The organism is Alteromonas sp. G4i35 (assembly GCF_054960375.1).
The window spans coordinates 1-17,050 of the sequence record NZ_JBHNZD010000037.1; the positions used below are offsets into that span (position 1 = coordinate 1).

At 45.1% G+C, this 17,050-nt stretch carries 13 protein-coding genes; 11 read left to right on the plus strand and 2 right to left on the minus strand.

Annotated features, from left to right (window positions below):
* Positions 1–295 precede the first annotated feature (295 nt).
* From rlmN to ACFI6L_RS18780, 9 genes are all read left to right on the plus strand, one after another.
* Positions 296–1,414: a dual-specificity RNA methyltransferase RlmN gene (gene rlmN, locus ACFI6L_RS18740; protein ID WP_014977032.1), complete on the plus strand. Its 1,119-nt coding sequence runs from the start codon at positions 296–298 to the stop codon at positions 1,412–1,414.
* Between the two features lie 24 nt (positions 1,415–1,438).
* Positions 1,439–2,629: a type IV pilus biogenesis/stability protein PilW gene (gene pilW / locus ACFI6L_RS18745; protein WP_049588935.1), complete on the plus strand. Its 1,191-nt coding sequence runs from the start codon at positions 1,439–1,441 to the stop codon at positions 2,627–2,629.
* A 6-nt stretch (positions 2,630–2,635) separates the two neighbouring features.
* Complete coding sequence (locus ACFI6L_RS18750; protein ID WP_049588934.1) at positions 2,636–3,673, plus strand: RodZ domain-containing protein; 1,038 nt, start codon at positions 2,636–2,638, stop codon at positions 3,671–3,673.
* 8 nt (positions 3,674–3,681) lie between these two features.
* The gene (gene ispG, locus ACFI6L_RS18755) at positions 3,682–4,800 is read left to right on the plus strand and encodes a flavodoxin-dependent (E)-4-hydroxy-3-methylbut-2-enyl-diphosphate synthase (protein WP_014950167.1); all 1,119 of its coding nucleotides are present in this window, start codon (positions 3,682–3,684) and stop codon (positions 4,798–4,800) included.
* Positions 4,801–4,882: 82 nt separating this feature from the next.
* Positions 4,883–6,166, plus strand: a complete 1,284-nt coding sequence (gene hisS / locus ACFI6L_RS18760; RefSeq protein ID WP_014979825.1) for a histidine--tRNA ligase — start codon at positions 4,883–4,885, stop codon at positions 6,164–6,166.
* A gap of 12 nt (positions 6,167–6,178) precedes the next feature.
* Positions 6,179–6,799 (plus strand): YfgM family protein, encoded by a 621-nt coding sequence (locus ACFI6L_RS18765; protein ID WP_014977028.1) that lies wholly within the window; start codon positions 6,179–6,181, stop codon positions 6,797–6,799.
* Between the two features lie 44 nt (positions 6,800–6,843).
* Positions 6,844–8,103, plus strand: coding sequence for an outer membrane protein assembly factor BamB (gene bamB / locus ACFI6L_RS18770; protein ID WP_462556693.1), 1,260 nt, complete (start codon positions 6,844–6,846; stop codon positions 8,101–8,103).
* 290 nt (positions 8,104–8,393) lie between these two features.
* Complete coding sequence (gene der / locus ACFI6L_RS18775) at positions 8,394–9,839, plus strand: ribosome biogenesis GTPase Der (protein ID WP_462556690.1); 1,446 nt, start codon at positions 8,394–8,396, stop codon at positions 9,837–9,839.
* A 419-nt stretch (positions 9,840–10,258) separates the two neighbouring features.
* Positions 10,259–10,984, plus strand: a complete 726-nt coding sequence (locus ACFI6L_RS18780) for a choice-of-anchor E domain-containing protein (RefSeq protein ID WP_014950162.1) — start codon at positions 10,259–10,261, stop codon at positions 10,982–10,984.
* Positions 10,985–11,283: 299 nt separating this feature from the next.
* Here ACFI6L_RS18780 and ACFI6L_RS18785 read toward each other — a convergent pair whose 3' ends face one another.
* On the minus strand, positions 11,284–12,441 hold the full coding sequence (locus tag ACFI6L_RS18785) for a hypothetical protein (RefSeq protein WP_239220139.1): 1,158 nt from the start codon (positions 12,439–12,441) through the stop codon (positions 11,284–11,286).
* Positions 12,442–12,456: 15 nt separating this feature from the next.
* Positions 12,457–13,809 carry an exodeoxyribonuclease VII large subunit gene (xseA, locus tag ACFI6L_RS18790; protein ID WP_239220140.1) on the minus strand — a complete coding sequence of 451 codons (1,353 nt, stop codon included), beginning with the start codon at positions 13,807–13,809 and terminating at the stop codon, positions 12,457–12,459.
* Positions 13,810–13,909: 100 nt separating this feature from the next.
* Here xseA and guaB point away from each other — a divergent pair, with 100 nt between their 5' ends.
* Both guaB and guaA read left to right on the plus strand, forming a co-directional pair.
* Positions 13,910–15,379 carry an IMP dehydrogenase gene (gene guaB, locus ACFI6L_RS18795; protein WP_014950158.1) on the plus strand — a complete coding sequence of 490 codons (1,470 nt, stop codon included), beginning with the start codon at positions 13,910–13,912 and terminating at the stop codon, positions 15,377–15,379.
* Positions 15,380–15,449: 70 nt separating this feature from the next.
* Positions 15,450–17,027 carry a glutamine-hydrolyzing GMP synthase gene (guaA, locus tag ACFI6L_RS18800; RefSeq protein WP_462574606.1) on the plus strand — a complete coding sequence of 526 codons (1,578 nt, stop codon included), beginning with the start codon at positions 15,450–15,452 and terminating at the stop codon, positions 17,025–17,027.
* Positions 17,028–17,050: the final 23 nt, after the last annotated feature.

Genomic DNA, 17,050 nt, shown 5'->3' on the forward strand with positions numbered 1-17,050 from the left:
ACGGGGCTATAAGCCCCGTTTTTTGTTTCTGAGCGTCTGAGCACGCTTTATGCTGCTTTGCTCGGCGCTCATTTAGGCGAGCTAAACCACGCTTCTCGCGCATTGCCAAACTTAACGTTTCTCTGCGTTAAATCGGCTTTTTCTCAAATCTCATCTGTGGTAAAATCCGCGCAAATTTTAATCAGCGCTTTTCTTTTTCTTAAATCTCGTTCAAGACATAGTCGAATCGCTGGTTTTTACACCGTATTCAGTAGTAAGAGGGGCATCCCTCGAAGGTAAAAGGGTCATCTTATTCATGGCAAAAACTAACTTATTAAACTTAAATCGCGAAGGCTTGCGCAATTTCTTCAAAGAAATGGGCGAGAAACCGTTTCGTGCCGATCAGGTGATGAAATGGATTTACCAGCACGGTATCAGCGATTTCGAGGAAATGAGTAACCTCAATAAAAACCTTCGCGCGATGCTCATTGAAAATTGCGAAATTAAAGCGCCTGAAATTGCATACTTTCAAGAAGCGAGCGACGGCACTATTAAGTTTGCACTTACCCTTGAAGGTGGTCAGGAAGTTGAATCTGTTTGGATCCCAGAAACTGACCGTGCAACGCTTTGCGTGTCATCACAGGTAGGTTGCGCGCTAGAGTGTACTTTCTGTTCAACGGCGCAGCAGGGGTTTAACCGTAACCTAAGTGTAAGTGAAATTATTGGTCAGGTATGGCGTGTAGCTACTTTCCTTGGTCTTTCAAAAGACTCAAGCAAACGCCCTATCACTAACGTAGTAATGATGGGTATGGGTGAGCCACTGCTTAACCTTAAAAACGTTGTACCAGCCATGGATATTATGCTGGACGATTTCGGTTTCGGCCTGTCTAAACGCCGCGTTACGCTAAGTACATCTGGTGTAGTACCTGCGCTAGATATGTTGGGTGACCAAATAGACGTAGCGTTAGCTATTTCATTACACGCACCCACCGATGAGTTGCGCAACGAGATCGTGCCTATCAATAAGAAGTACAATATCGAAGCCTTCTTAGCAGGCGTACGTCGTTATCTGGCCAAATCTAAAGCGAACCAAGGCCGTGTGACGGTAGAATACGTTATGCTTTCAAACATCAATGACAGCACTGAACAAGCGCACCAGTTGGCAAAGGTATTGAAAGACACACCTAGTAAAATAAACTTAATACCATTTAACCCTTACCCGGGTTCGCCTTATACATGTTCGAGCAATTCGCGTATTGATAGATTCGCAAAAGTGCTTATGGAATATGGGTTTACAACCGTTGTGCGTAAAACACGAGGTGATGATATCGACGCAGCATGCGGTCAATTAGTGGGTGATGTGGTAGACAGAACGAAAAGAATGTTAAAAAAACAGGTGAAGGGCGAAGCAATTTCAGTAAAAATGGCCCAATAATCATTAAGATATTAGGGTAAGACTATGGTTGCGGGATTGCGAACGTCACTTAAAATTGGCTTTTTAAGCGCGATTATTTTCACTTCTGGCTGTGTCAGTAATAGCCAGTCAGGGTTGTATGGCGGTAACTTCGATCACGAAGAAGCCGCCAAAACACGCATGTCCCTTGGTCTTACCTACCTTCAAAATAACAACTACACGCAGGCAAAAAAGAACCTCGACAAAGCGCTTGAGTTTAATCCACGCTCTGCAGACGTTCAGTTCGCTATGGCATATTACTATCAACTGGTGGGCGATAACCTTCGAGCGGAAGAGTACTATGAAACTGCTATCGACCTAGCGCCTAACAATGGCGATATTGCCAACAGTTATGGCGCGTTTAAGTGCCAAAACGGCGAATACGAAAAAGCCAAAGCGTATTTCTTTGATGCGATAAATAACAGGCTTTACGCTAACGCAGCGCAAACCTACGAGAACTTGGCATTGTGCGCGCAAAGTCAAGGTAAGCTAGATGAAGCGATCGGCTATTTTCAAGACGCATTAAAACATCAGCCTGCCAGGGGCAAAAGCCTATTCTTACTCAGTGAACTTTACACGGTTTCAGAGCAATGGGAACTGGCTGAATCTACGTTACGAAAATACGAACGTGTTGCCAAAGTTACGCCAGATTCATTGTGGTTAGCTTATGAAATAGCCAAAGGGAAAGGGGACCTAGAGACTGCAAAGGGTTATGGCGAAATGATGATGTCATTGTTCCCTGAAAGTGAGCTTACTAAACGTTACATAATGCAACGTGAAAGTATGCAAAACAGAGTGGTTAAAACCGTCAAATCTACACAGTTAAACGATTCTGAAACAGAAATAAGCGCAAACCAAACAAATACCGACGGGCTTGCACAAACATCATCAAACGATAAAGAAAATGAAAAGAGCGTCGCCCAAGACAACGACGCTCTGCGTCAATCTCAGAGCAATAACACCGACAACGCTCCTACAGCCACAGCTAACACACCGGAAAAAGCACAAAATACTGAATTATCTGTGCAAAGTGATAAATTCCATGTAGTAAAAGAAGGTGAAAACTTATATCGTATTTCTTTATTGCACAATATCAAAATGGCAACACTGCAAGAGTGGAATAACCTTGAAAATACTGGCGCTATTATTGCTGGTCAGACGCTTTGGTTAGTACCACCGAGTATGCAGGAGGAATAAGGTTTAATGGTGTCGGAAGAAAAAGCGAATCAAGAAGTCACTTCGCAACAACAAGAAAACACGCCAAGTCCAGGGGCAATGCTAAAAGCGCGCCGTGAAACGCTAGGTTTGTCTCAACAAGATATTGCTGATAAATTATTTTTGAAAGCTAAACAAATCAATGATTTAGAAAATGATGTCATTGATGAAAAGTCTTCGGTGACTTTTACAAAAGGATACGTGAGAAATTATGCCAAGCAATTAGGTATGAATTCTCAAGAAGTTATTGAGGCATTCGAACGCTTCCACAATCAAACATCTGTACCGTCTTCAGAGAAATTACAGAGCTTTTCAAAGCGTGTCGCAAAACAGACACACGATGACAGGTGGATGATGGTAACTTATGTTATTTTACTTCTTATCATTGCCGCCGTTGTCGTGTGGTGGTATCAACAGCCTAGTGACGACACGGTAGCTGAACTGCCACTTAGTGAGGCTGTTAAGCGAGAAGCCGCTAATACGCCTGTCCCATCGGCGGGCACAGATACCGACAATGTAACTACTGACGCCTCGTCGTCGCAGGGTGATACGGCTGGAAACAATCAGCTAGACACGGGCGTGAGCAATAGTTCAGACTCAGAAACCAGCGGTGCGTTCAGCGACCAAGATAGCGGTTTTAATCAAGACGGTAGCTTGAATGATGGTGCAATCTCAGCACCCGATACAGAGGTGAATGATAGCAATAACCTAACCGCTCTGGTTGATTCTGCGAATAGTAACGAACCCCAACCCAACCTTAATGTGAATAGTCAGTCTGATGCAGCGCCAATTGCTATGGTTTTCACTTTCGACGATGACTGTTGGGTTAATATAAAAGACGCGTCTGGAGAAGCTATTGCCTATGGGGTAAAGCTAAAAGGACGAGTTATGGAAATTCAAGGCGTTCCTCCTGTTGAAGTTACGCTCGGTGCACCGGATAATGTGCGCATATCAGTTAACGGCGAGTCTGTTGATATTTCTTCATACCAAAACGGTAAAACAGCTCGCTTCGCACTTCCTTTATAGGTAATTAGATGTTTGCAGAAAGCCCTATTAAGCGCAGAAAGTCTACGCGTATTAATGTAGGTAACGTCCCCATTGGTGATGGCGCTCCCATTGCTGTTCAATCTATGACGAATACGCGGACCACAGATGTGGCAGCGACCGTCGATCAAATAAACCGTATTGTTGCTGTGGGTGGCGAGATCGTTCGAGTATCTGTGCCCACGATGGAAGCGGCTGAAGCATTTAAAGAAATTAAAAAGCAGGTGAGTGTGCCACTCGTTGCAGACATTCATTTCGACTACCGTATCGCACTTAAGGTTGCTGAATACGGCGTAGATTGTCTGCGTATTAACCCAGGTAACATAGGTAATATGGAGCGTGTGCGCTCTGTGGTCGATTGTGCAAAAGACAAAAATATTCCTATTCGCATTGGTGTGAACGGTGGCTCGTTAGAAAAAGACTTACAAGAGAAGTACGGTGAGCCAACGCCAGAAGCGCTGGTTGAATCGGCAATGCGTCATGTGGATATTCTCGACAAACTTAACTTCGATCAATTCAAAGTCAGCGTTAAAGCGTCAGATGTTTTCTTAGCTGTTGGCGCCTATCGTTTATTGGCACAAAAAATAGACCAGCCGCTTCACTTAGGTATTACCGAAGCCGGTGGTCAGCGCGCCGGCGCCGTGAAGAGTGCAGTTGGCTTAGGTATGCTATTGGCTGAAGGTATTGGTGATACGTTGCGCGTATCGTTAGCCGCTGATCCGGTGGAAGAAATCAAGGTAGGCTTTGATATTCTGAAGTCACTGCGTATTCGCTCGCGCGGTATAAACTTTATTGCTTGCCCGAGTTGTTCACGACAAGAATTCGATGTAATCGGCACAGTGAATGCTCTTGAGCAGCGATTGGAAGATATTCTTACGCCAATGGATGTCTCTATCATCGGTTGCGTGGTTAACGGCCCAGGCGAAGCAGAAGTATCTGATTTGGGCCTCACTGGCGCACGTAACATGAGCGGCCTATATGAAGACGGTAAGCGCGTTAAAGAACGTCTTCCTAACGACGATCTAGTGGATAAGCTTGAAGCTAAGATTCGCGCCAAAGCATCGCGTATGAGTGAACAAAATAAAATTCAGGTCTCGGTTAAAGACTGAGACATTTTTTGTTCATTGTTGTTTATTCCCAAAGCCCCTATAATGCGGGGCTTTTCACTATTTAGCAGTATGAGAATTTCACGTGGCTAAGACTATTCAGGCAATTCGAGGCATGAATGACTGCCTACCGGAGATTTCCGGTACATGGCAGAAGGTAGAATCTGTACTTCGTCAGGTTGTGGCGAGTTATGGTTACCAGGAAATACGTACTCCCATCGTTGAAAGCACCGACTTGTTCAAGCGCTCTATCGGTGAAGTTACCGATATCGTTGAAAAAGAAATGTATACCTTCGAAGATAGAAATGGCGACAGCTTAACGCTACGTCCAGAAGGTACGGCAAGTTGCGTGCGCGCAGGAAACGAGCACGGCTTATTGTACAACCAGCAGCAACGCCTGTGGTACATGGGGCCAATGTTCCGTCATGAACGTCCACAAAAAGGGCGTTATCGCCAGTTCCATCAGTTCGGTGTAGAGACCTACGGTATGGACGGCCCTGACATCGACTTAGAAGTGATTCTTCTTAGTGCACGCTTTTGGAAAGCTTTTGGTATTGAGCAGCACGTAAAACTTCAAATAAATACGTTAGGTTCAAATGAAGCGCGTGCTGCATATCGCGATACGCTGGTTGATTTCTTAAAACAGCGTGCAGACCAGCTCGACGAAGATTCTCTGCGTCGACTTGAAACGAATCCACTTCGCGTACTCGATTCAAAGAACCCTGATGTTCAAGCTGCTATTGCCGATGCGCCAGCGCTAATCGATCATCTTGATGAAGAATCTAAAGTGCATTTTGAAACCTTGTGTTCGCGCTTAACGCAAGCAGGCATTGAGTTTGAAATAAATCCTCGACTAGTGCGCGGATTAGATTACTACAACCGTACCGTGTTTGAGTGGGTGACAGACAGCCTGGGAGCCCAAGGTACAGTGTGTGCTGGAGGCCGTTACGATGGCTTGGTAGAGCAACTCGGGGGCAAAGCAACGCCTGCAGTTGGTTTTGCTATGGGCATTGAACGTTTGGTACTGTTGCTAACCACGTTAACCGAAGAAGGTCAGGACTCGAGCTTCGCAGATGTTTACGTAACGGCGATGGGCGAAGAGGCACAGTCATACGCTATTGAGGTAGCAGAACATCTTCGAAATACGCTTCCTAATACACGCATAATGATGCACTGTGGCGGCGGCAACTTTAAAAAACAACTAAAGCGTGCAGATAAAACAGGTGCACGTTTAGCGCTGCTTTTAGGCAATGACGAAATGCAGTCTCGCGAAGTAGGTGTTAAACCACTACGCGATGGTCAAGAACAAGTTACAGTCAGCTTCGACACCTTATCTGATAAGGTTGCAGAGATGCTGAGCGCAAAATAAAAAGAGGACATCATGGAACAGTTCGCAACAGAAGAACAACAAGTAGAAGCGATTAAACGTTTTTGGAAAGAGCACGGTACTGCAATTATTGTCGGTGCAGCGCTTGGTCTAGGTGGCCTTTGGGGCTGGAGAGCGTATTCAGAAGCGCAAATTGAAACTAAAGAAGCGGCATCGGTTGCCTATCAAAATGCCGTAGAAACATTCGGTACAGAAGGCAGCGACGCAAAAGTTAAAGCTTTTATCGAAGAGAACAAAGACAGTGGTTATGCGAGCATTGCCAGCCTTCTTGCTGCTAAGCAAGCGGTAGATGCCGGTGATTTAGACGCTGCAGCTTCTCACCTAAATAGCGTAGTAACCTTTGCCGAAAATGATGAATTGAAAGTGCTTGCCTCACTTCGTTTGTCGCGTGTGCAAATTGAAATGAACCAGCTGGACGCGGCGTTGTCTACGCTTAGCAATGTAACAAATGACGCATTTTCAGCAGAAGTTTCTGAATTAAAAGGCGATGTGTATCAAAAACAAGGCAAGTTTGATGATGCTCGCTTAGCTTATTCAAATGCGTTAGAAAAAAATGCCAACAATCCGCTTTTACAAATGAAGTTAGATAACCTATCGGTATCTGCTGCGCAATAAGCGAAAGCTTTAGGGCTGGTATAAATAATAAAGAGGTACGCAATTTGTTTCACAATACGTGTGGCCGTAATGGTCGATTTGCTCGCACGATAGGTATGGCACTCGCGGTGTCTATCACAATGTCTGGCTGCTCAACTATTTCAGACTGGTTTGCAGATGACGAAGAATTAGAGATTCGTCGTTTAAAGCCTATTGAGGCTAAATTTACACCTAAATTAGTGTGGGATCGCGATATTGGTGATGGCGTTAATCATTACTTCTCTCGTCTTCGCCCTGTTTATGCCTATGACAAGCTTTATGCTGCCGATCGCCATGGCGCCGTTGTCGCGATGGACCCTGAGTCGGGTAAGGTGTTGTGGGAGAAAGATTTCGCACAGTTTCGCTCTGAGGGCATGCTAAGCTCAGTCACTAATTTGTGGCGTAGCGGTGAGACTGCACGTATTGGTGGTATCGCCGTAGCAGACAGACACGTATTCATTGGTACAGAAAACGGCTATGTAGCTGCAATGGATGCAGAAACCGGAGAGTTGGTTTGGGATGCGTCTGTTCCCGGTGAGGTTTTAGCGGCTCCGGCAGCTGATGAAGGTATCTTAGTGGTTAACACGGGTGCTGGTAGCTTATTTGGTTTCAATACCCGCACTGGTGAACAGTTGTGGAGACACGAAGGTGATACTCCTCCGCTAACATTACGTGGTATTTCTGGCCCAATCGCATCTAACGGTGGTGCTATCATCGGCACACCTACAGGTAAAATTCAGGTTAATCTTATCGAAACAGGCGTACTTGCGTGGGAAACGGTAATTGCAACGCCTTCTGGTGCAACAGAGTTAGAGCGTATTGTTGATATCGACACAACACCTGTTTTATTTGGCGGCACGGTTTACACGGTTTCTTACAACGGAACATTAGCTGCTGTAGAGTTACGTTCAGGTCGTGTAATTTGGAAACGTGAATATGCATCGTTTCGCAATTTGAATATCGACGGCAATAAAATTTTTGTTGTAGACAACAACTCTAACGTTTATGCCCTTGATAGACGAAACGGCGTAGAGCTTTGGTCTCAAGGTTCACTTAAGCATCGCTCATTAACGGCTGCTACTCCAGTAGGCGACCATGTGGTTGTTGGTGACAACTGGGGCTTTCTACACTGGATTGAACAAGAAACAGGTGAAGTTGTTGCACGCCTAGATGTGGGGGGCGATGACGAAGATGATTCAATCTATGCTGCGCCGTTGAAGGTTGATGATAAGATTATAGCGGTAACACGTAATGGCGTAATAGCGTCGGTGCAAGTTCCAAAGTAACAGGAACGTTTCGCTAATATTTAAACAGAAAAGGTGCTTGAAGCGCCTTTTTTTATACCCCGCGGTTTTTTCGGGCCTAAACTTGGCCATTATCAATGGGTAGACGGTTTCTCTTCGTGTTATTGAACGCCATTGGTATTAGGTAGTGAACAAGGTATAATGCGCCCATTCTCAAAAGCCTCATAGTAATTCACCTCTCGTTAGAGAATACAGCTCCCGAACGTTAGTTGTAATAGATGGTGTATGCGGCTTGTGCTTTTTTAGCTTTCATGACCCCTAGGATCTGATAAATGTTACCCGTTGTTGCTTTGGTTGGCCGCCCTAATGTTGGTAAGTCAACCTTGTTTAATCGCCTTACAAATACCCGTGATGCACTAGTTGCTGACTATCCGGGGCTAACTCGCGACCGTAAATACGGCCAAGCGAAATTTGAAAAGCGCCAGTTCATAGTAGTGGATACCGGCGGTATTACGGGCGATGAAGAGGGCATTGATGCTGAAATGGCACAACAGTCTTTGTTAGCTATAGAAGAGGCTGATGTCGTATTGTTTTTGGTTGACGCCAGAGCAGGTATGCTGCCAGCCGACCAAGGTATTGCTGATCATCTTCGACGCATAAACAAAAAAGTGTTTGTTGTGGCGAACAAGGTTGATGGAATTGACGGCGATAGCGAAAGTGCGGAATTTTACTCCTTAGGCTTAGGTGATATTAAGCAAATTGCTGCGGCGCACGGTCGCGGTGTTAGCCAATTGCTGCAGGACGCCTTAAAGCCACTTGAATCTGATTTCCCGGACATGGAAATTGTCGATGAGGAGCCTGAAGAAGAAGAGGATGCTGAAACGCAGCGTCAACGCCTTCAAGAGTTACCTATCAAACTTGCTATCGTAGGTAAGCCCAACGTGGGTAAGTCGACACTGACAAACCGCATTTTAGGTGAAGAGCGCGTGGTGGTATTCGACATGCCAGGCACCACCCGTGACAGCGTGTACATTCCAATGGAAAGGGATGAGCGTGAATATATCCTAATCGATACCGCGGGCGTGAGAAAGCGTAAGAAAATTAGTGAAGTCGTAGAGAAGTTCTCTATTGTTAAAACTCTTCAGGCAATTGAAGAAGCTAACGTAGTGCTATTGGTTATTGATGCCAGAGAAGGTATTACCGACCAAGATCTTAGCCTATTAGGCTTTGTGCTTAATTCAGGTCGTTCATTAGTAGTTGCCGTGAACAAATGGGACGGATTAAGTACTGACGTGAAAGACGACATAAAGCGCGAGATGGACCGTCGTTTAGGCTTTATCGACTTCGCTCGAATTCATTTTATTTCTGCGCTTCATGGTTCGGGTGTTGGTAATTTATTTGAGTCTGTACAAGAAGCGTATATGAGCGCGACCAAGCGTATTAATACCGCGCTGCTTACACAAATTATGGAAATGGCTCAGGATGACCATCAGCCTCCGCTGGTGCGTGGTCGCCGAGTTAAAATGAAGTATGCTCACGCAGGTGGTTACAACCCACCGGTTATTGTTATTCACGGTAATCAAGTGGATGACTTACCAAGCTCTTATAAGCGTTTCTTGATGAACTATTTCAGAAAAGCGCTAGAAATTATGGGCACGCCTATCAAGATAGAATTCAGAGAAGGCAACAACCCGTTTGAAGGTAAAAAGGCTAATTTGACCTTGGCGCAGCAGCGCAAGCGCCGTCGTATGATGTCTTATTACAAAGATAAAAAGTAGCCTTGTTAAGTACATCGCTGCGCTTATTAGCGTAGTGATGTACAAGTCCGCTATTAAAAAAAGTATTAATGTCTCTTTCTTACCACGCTAGTTTTTGCCGCGTTAACATACCCAAGTATCTATAGCGTTATCAGTGTACTGCATGCATTGCATCAGCCTACCTAAGTTTCAACCCTCCTTTGCTGATTTTACTAAAGCATCAGCCGTGCCAAACTATATTCTGTCGGTCATAATTACAACTAAAGTGTAATATTTTCTATCAGTGAATAATTTTTAGCTTTCATAATATAACCTTAAATTTTGTTAACCCATGCTACATGCGGTATTGCACATAAATTAATCTATGGTTTCTTTCTTGCAGTCACAGGGAGCCCCTTCGACCGTCGGGGTAATTCTAACTATATGAGCAGGATGAATTTATGAATAAGCGAATTATTGCCGCTGCCATCATCGCAGCGACTACAATGCCAATAAAAGCAGCAATTATTACGCAAGAAGTATCCTTTGGTGAACAAGGAAGTCCTTTCGACGTGGCAGAAGTATCGCCGCTATCGGAAAGTGTGTTTATTGACGCATTTGATCAAACACTGGGTACATTGAACGCTGTAAATATAACGGTCTATGGACAGATAGACAGCGAAGGAAGATCCGTTAATGGAAGCTCTGAAGCAGGTCGCACTGACGTAGATATCTTTCTAGCGTCGAACTGGCAAGTATCCAGTAGCGTAGCTGATACGTTTGTATTTGAACAAGCAAATTTCGTTAATCCGCTTGTCTCTGCACAAAGCTCACCAGAGGGGACATTCACAATGATTCCAGGTGAAGATTCTGCCGAATTTGAGTTTGATGTGACAACAGGCGAACGGTCGGGGATGCTAGCAAACGTAGACTTGTCGGCCTTTCTAGCCGGAACTCCAATCGAATTTTTGTTTTCAACGGATGCGAGAACGAACGTATTTAATCAAGTAGACGGGGGAACGGGTAGCTTTACAAATGAATTCTCAACGGGTTCTTGGGGTAAAGTGTTCGTAGAGTTCGATTACGCCCCGACAGCCACTAGTGTTTCTGAGCCAGCGGCATTTAGCTTATTTGGCGCGGGGCTTTTGTTCTTATTATCAAACAGAAGAAAAGTAATCAAAAAATGAGTGTAACGTCTATCGATTATTACAATTTCGACCGTTTATAATCCAGACAAAGGAAGAATGATGTCAGTGGAAAAATTACACTCAGCGAAGCAGCCGCTTCAAAAAGACCAAGTTTACAATTGGTTTGATAGGTATAAACCGAGAGAACAGGCGAAAGTTCACATTTTAAGCAGTGACGTGAAACGTAAGTCAATTAATCCTGTAATGCGGTTTATTGAAAAATAAAAACAGCAACGGTTCGCTCTTACCCATTGGCCAAAGTTTAGCAACTAGTGATACAACTAATCTTTTCTATGGTATCAATTGGCGCTTTCTAAAAGCAGAGAGCGAACCTTTTTCATCATTTCAGACTCTTGCGGAACTTCTACGTTAACAATCAATTGATTAACAATATTGTCTGAAAAGTCAGGAGGAAAAGTCGTAGACACTTTTACGATTTTATCTTGTAGCTTAAAGACATAGGTTGTCGCGTAAATTGTTGGTGATGTTTCAGATGCCGCGCTCAGCCCCAATCTCCATCCTCTTAATGCGCTGTTAACCTCGTAGCGTGAGGCTGGACTGATTTGAGACAATGTTAACTGTTGTAAATCGGCTGTAGCACTAGCTCTTTGCAGATCACTTTCTAGTTGCTTAGGAAGTAGCTCGTTTTCATCTGAAGAAAGCTGATCTAAAAAGGGATATACGGTGACATCAACGAGCGCATCTTCAAATTCAGGGTGTATATAGCGAGTAATTGCACCGTTAAACGGGTCTGGATATAACTGAGTATCTAATTTAGTGAAGTCGCCAATGGCGTTTGGTACCTGTAATCCACCCTTATAGTCGCTAGCTTCTAGCGCATCGAACAAAAACTGGCTGGTAAATAATCCAGAATGTTTGGCATGTTGAATCCAGCGGGCAATCAACGATTGAGCTTCTTCTTCGGCTAAAGCGGTTTCCGTTTTCACATCTGTGTTTTCTAGAGCACTCGCATCAAATGAAGATGAGTCAATTTCTATCCCTCGCCATTGTAAAGTGAATTCTGCAAATTGTTTTGCGTGCTGTCGATGCATGCCAGGCGCTGCGCCAACATTAGCAATCAATAGTTCGTAGTCGTTTCCTTCGCCATAAGGAAACAAATGACTGAACTCTCCTGATTCGCTTAGGAGTTTAATAAAGCTGTCGGGCGAAATAGCATCTTCAAAACACAAATTAGTGGATTGAGAAGCATTAGCTTCGCTTAATGCTCGCTGGGCTCCACAAGCCCTGAGTAACGTCTCGCTCGGGTAGGTAGAAAAAACAGAGACAGGTTGATTGACCATAGAAGCAAAGGTGAAGTCAGGCACTAGTAACAGAACAAAAACGCACAAAGGTGTCAAAATTTTTGGTACAGCGAACCGCTGTGACTTTAGGCTCCAAAATGCACAGGCCCGCTGGTAAATACTGGAAAAGGAAAACGCGTTTACATGAACGGGCATAATACTTAAGGCTACCTATTGCCGTTGAATGTGTGTCACTGTACTGGTTATTTCTCCGTCAGTCACCCGAGATTTTATCTCATCACCTACATTTACTTTATTCACGCTATTAATGGCTGCTTTGTCGGACAAAGTAATGCTGTAACCACGGGCGAGCGTTGAAAGAGGACTTACGGATTGTAAGAGGCTAACTTTACCACCAAGTTCATTTTTTTTGCTTCTAATGAGTGTATTCATGCTTGATAAGAGCTTGGTGCTAGCGTAATTCAGTTTGTCTTTTGCACGCGCCACGTTTGCTGATGGCGATTGTTTGTTTAGCCTGTAATCAAGACCTTGTAATCGCTTCTCTGCTTTTGCCAAGTCGTTTTGCATCTTATGCGCTAAACGAAGTTGTAGTCTGTCTAACGTTTGCCACTGCGACTGAATGCGACTTTGTGGATGCAATGCATTTAGCCGTTGTTTCTTTAAGACAAGCTGCTGTTTACTAGCTTGAAGGTATTGATGTATTGCCCTTGCTAAGCGTTGTTTTTGCTGATGCAACGTTTGATACAGAGCTGTAGAGTCCTGACTTAAGATTTCTGCGGCTGCAGATGGGGTAGGGGCGCGAACATCAGCGACGAAGTCGCTTATTGTGAAATCTACTTCATGACCCACGGCGCTAACTATGGGAAGGGCACTTGCAGCGACTGCTCTTGCTAAGCTTTCATCATTAAAACACCACAAGTCTTCTAATGAACCGCCGCCTCGCGTAAGTAACAGCACATCCACTTCTGCGCGGTGGTTAGCCGTTCTCAACGCATTAATTAACTGTAAAGGTGCGGTTTCACCCTGAACCATCGACGGATAAACAATGATTTCGGTTTGTGGGCTGCGTCGTTTTAATACACTTAATACATCGTGAAGCGCTGCACCGCTTGATGAAGTTATTACGCCGATGCGATTAATACGTTCAGGTAGCGCTCGCTTGTTAGCAGTATCGAACAAGCCTTCATTGTTGAGTTTGAACTTTAGGGCTTCGAACGCTTGCTTAAGTGCACCTTCGCCATCGCTTTCCATGTGTTCGACAACCAGTTGATAGTCGCCGCGTGCTTCGTAAAGGCCAACCGACGCTCGCACTAAAATTTTGTCGCCTTCTTTAGGGCGAATGCGAACATTGCGGTTTGATCCCTTGAACATGGCTGCGCGAACTTGGGCTTTGTTGTCTTTCAGCGTGAAATACCAATGCCCTGATGCGGCTGCCACAAAGTTGGATATTTCGGCAGATAGCCAAATAAGGCCAATTTCGCCTTCCAGTACGGTTCTGGCTAAGCGATTTAGCTTGGTAACTGTTAAAATTTGTCGAGACGTAGATGGCGAATTTGTAAACATAAAAAAAATCACTGGGTTTAATACATTTAGAGTTTACCTGAAAACTAAAAAACACTACAATTGCGCCGCAATTAACCCTCAACTGAATAGGTGTTGTTGCATGCTACGTATCATCCAAGAAGCCCTGACGTTCGACGATGTGTTGCTGGTTCCCGGCCACTCGACCGTCCTCCCTCACACAGCCAACTTACAAACACGCCTTACGCGTGGCGTAACGTTAAATATTCCAATGGTGTCTGCTGCCATGGACACGGTTTCTGAAGCCCGTCTAGCTATTGCGCTAGCCCAAGAGGGTGGTATTGGTTTCATTCATAAAAACATGAAGCCCGAAGAGCAAGCCAAACACGTACGTGAAGTTAAGAAATACGAAAGTGGTGTGGTATCTGACCCGGTAACGGTTGAAGAGAATGCGACCATTGGTGAAGTTATCGCGCTTTCTAAGCGTCTTGGTTACTCTGGCTTCCCGGTGACTGACAAAGATAATAACCTAATTGGTATTGTGACAGGCCGCGATCTTCGCTTTGAAAAGCGTTTGAATTTGCCTATTAGAAACGTAATGACCGGTAAGGATGATCTGGTTACCGTTAAAGAAGGTGCAAGCTCTGATGTGGTGTTAGATCTTATGCACGAACACCGCATTGAGAAAATTCTTGTCGTCGACGACGCGTTTAAGCTTACAGGCCTGATCACTGTTAAAGACTTCCAAAAAGCAGAAAACAAGCCTAACGCATGTAAAGACTCGCTTGGTCGCCTACGTGTTGGTGCTGCGGTAAGCGTTGGACCAGGTACTGACGAACGTATTGCACTACTTGTAGATGCAGGCGTTGACGTTCTACTTATCGATACCTCTCACGGTCACTCGCAAGGTGTTATTGACCGCGTGAAAAAGGTACGTGCAGACTATCCAGATGTACAAATTATTGCGGGAAACGTTGCGACGGGCGATGGCGCGAAAGCACTTGCCGATGCCGGCGTAGATGCTGTTAAAGTGGGAATTGGCCCTGGTTCAATTTGTACTACCCGTATCGTAACCGGTTGCGGTGTGCCTCAAATTACTGCGGTATCAGATGCAGTAGAAGCGCTTAAAGATACTGACATTCCAGTAATCGCTGACGGCGGTATTCGTTTTTCGGGTGACATTGCTAAGGCGTTGGCTGCTGGCGCAAGCTGCGTAATGGTTGGCAGCATGCTAGCAGGTACTGAAGAAGCGCCAGGCGAAGTAGAACTTTTCCAAGGCCGTTATTACAAGTCATATCGCGGTATGGGTTCACTAGGCGCTATGGATCAAAGCCACGGTTCGTCAGACCGTTACTTCCAAGATTCTGATAACGCTGAGAAATTAGTACCAGAAGGTATTGAAGGCCGCGTAGCGTACAAAGGTCCAATTGCTAATATTATCCATCAGCAAATGGGCGGCTTGCGCTCAGCCATGGGCTTAACGGGCTGCGCAACGATTGAAGAGCTCAATACCAAGGCACAATTTGTGCGCGTAACTTCAGCCGGAATGGGCGAGAGCCACGTGCACGATGTAAGCATTACCAAAGAAGCGCCAAATTACCGTTTAGGTTAAGGCGACCGACGACTGCGAGGCTGGTACTACACCAGCCTTTGTTCTTTTATTTAACGGGTAAAAATAAAACATGACCACAAATATCCACGACCAACGCATACTTATTTTGGATTTTGGCTCGCAATACACGCAGTTGATAGCACGTCGTGTTCGCGAAATAGGCGTTTACTGTGAGCTTTGGGCTTGGGATGTGACCGAAGAGCAAATCCGCGAATTTAATCCTCAAGGGATTATTCTGTCAGGTGGCCCAGAGTCAGTAACCGAAGAAGGCTCACCACGCGCGCCCGACTACGTATTTGAAGCCGGCGTGCCAGTGCTAGGCGTGTGCTATGGCATGCAAACCATGGCACAACAGCTAGGTGGTGGCGTACTGGGTTCAGACAAGCGTGAATTTGGTTATGCGCAAGTAGAAGTGATTAAACCAAGCCCGCTGCTGGATAAAATTGAAGATGCGATAGGTGATAACGGCGCGGCGCTGCTTGATGTATGGATGAGCCACGGCGATAAAGTGGCAGCTATTCCCGAAGGTTTTGAAACCATCGCGCAAACCGCTTCATGCCCACATGCTGCAATGTATAACGCAGAGAAGCAATTCTATGGCGTGCAGTTCCACCCTGAAGTGACTCACACTCGCCAAGGCATGCGTCTATTAACTCACTTTGTGATGGACATCTGTAAGTGTGAAAAGCTCTGGACAGCTGGCGCAATTATTGACGATGCCATAGAGCGCATAAAAGAAAAGGTGGGCGATGAAGAAGTTATTCTTGGCCTTTCAGGCGGCGTAGATTCTTCAGTAACAGCCATGCTGCTTCACCGCGCGATAGGTGACAAACTTACTTGTGTGTTTGTAGATAATGGCCTGCTTCGCTTAAATGAAGCTGATCAGGTAATGGAAATGTTTGGTGACCATTTCGGTTTAAACATTATCCGTGTAGACGCTGAAGAGCGTTTCCTTGATCGCCTAAAAGGCATTGAAGATCCTGAGCTTAAACGTAAAGCTATTGGTAATGAGTTCGTTCGTGTATTTGACGAAGAAGCGGGTAAGCGTGAAAACGCGAAGTGGTTAGCGCAAGGTACTATTTACCCAGACGTTATTGAATCAGCGGGTTCTGCAACGGGTAAAGCGCACGTAATTAAGTCGCACCACAATGTGGGTGGTCTTCCAGAAGATATGGAGCTAGGTCTTGTTGAGCCACTGCGTGAACTCTTTAAAGACGAAGTACGCAAAATCGGCCTTGAGCTAGGTTTACCGTACGACATGCTTTACCGTCACCCGTTCCCTGGTCCGGGTCTAGGTGTTCGTGTACTTGGTGAAATTAAGAAAGAATATTGCGACTTACTACGTCGTGCTGACGCTATCTTCATTGAAGAGCTATATGCAGCTGACCTATACCAAAAAGTAAGCCAAGCTTTTACCGTATTCCTTCCAGTGCGCTCAGTTGGCGTAATGGGTGATGCGCGTAAATACGACTGGGTAGTAAGCCTTCGTGCAGTAGAAACCATCGATTTCATGACAGCTCACTGGGCACATTTACCCTACGACTTCCTAGGTAAAGTGTCTAATCGCATTATCAATGAAATTGACGGCATTAGTCGTGTGGTCTACGACATTTCTGGTAAGCCACCTGCTACGATTGAGTGGGAGTAAACGGGTGTAAATTTACCGAAATG

Bases quoted from the DNA above. Each gene is read 5' to 3' on its own strand.
- guaB (WP_014950158.1), top strand. From the start codon at position 13,910: ATGCTACGTATCATCCAAGAAGCCCTGACGTTCGACGATGTGTTGCTG.
- ACFI6L_RS18785 (WP_239220139.1), bottom strand. From the start codon at position 12,441: ATGCCCGTTCATGTAAACGCGTTTTCCTTTTCCAGTATTTACCAGCGG.
- xseA (WP_239220140.1), bottom strand. From the start codon at position 13,809: ATGTTTACAAATTCGCCATCTACGTCTCGACAAATTTTAACAGTTACC.
- der (WP_462556690.1), top strand. From the start codon at position 8,394: ATGTTACCCGTTGTTGCTTTGGTTGGCCGCCCTAATGTTGGTAAGTCA.
- ACFI6L_RS18765 (WP_014977028.1), top strand. From the start codon at position 6,179: ATGGAACAGTTCGCAACAGAAGAACAACAAGTAGAAGCGATTAAACGT.
- ispG (WP_014950167.1), top strand. From the start codon at position 3,682: ATGTTTGCAGAAAGCCCTATTAAGCGCAGAAAGTCTACGCGTATTAAT.
- rlmN (WP_014977032.1), top strand. From the start codon at position 296: ATGGCAAAAACTAACTTATTAAACTTAAATCGCGAAGGCTTGCGCAAT.
- ACFI6L_RS18750 (WP_049588934.1), top strand. From the start codon at position 2,636: ATGGTGTCGGAAGAAAAAGCGAATCAAGAAGTCACTTCGCAACAACAA.
- guaA (WP_462574606.1), top strand. From the start codon at position 15,450: ATGACCACAAATATCCACGACCAACGCATACTTATTTTGGATTTTGGC.
- ACFI6L_RS18780 (WP_014950162.1), top strand. From the start codon at position 10,259: ATGAATAAGCGAATTATTGCCGCTGCCATCATCGCAGCGACTACAATG.
- pilW (WP_049588935.1), top strand. From the start codon at position 1,439: ATGGTTGCGGGATTGCGAACGTCACTTAAAATTGGCTTTTTAAGCGCG.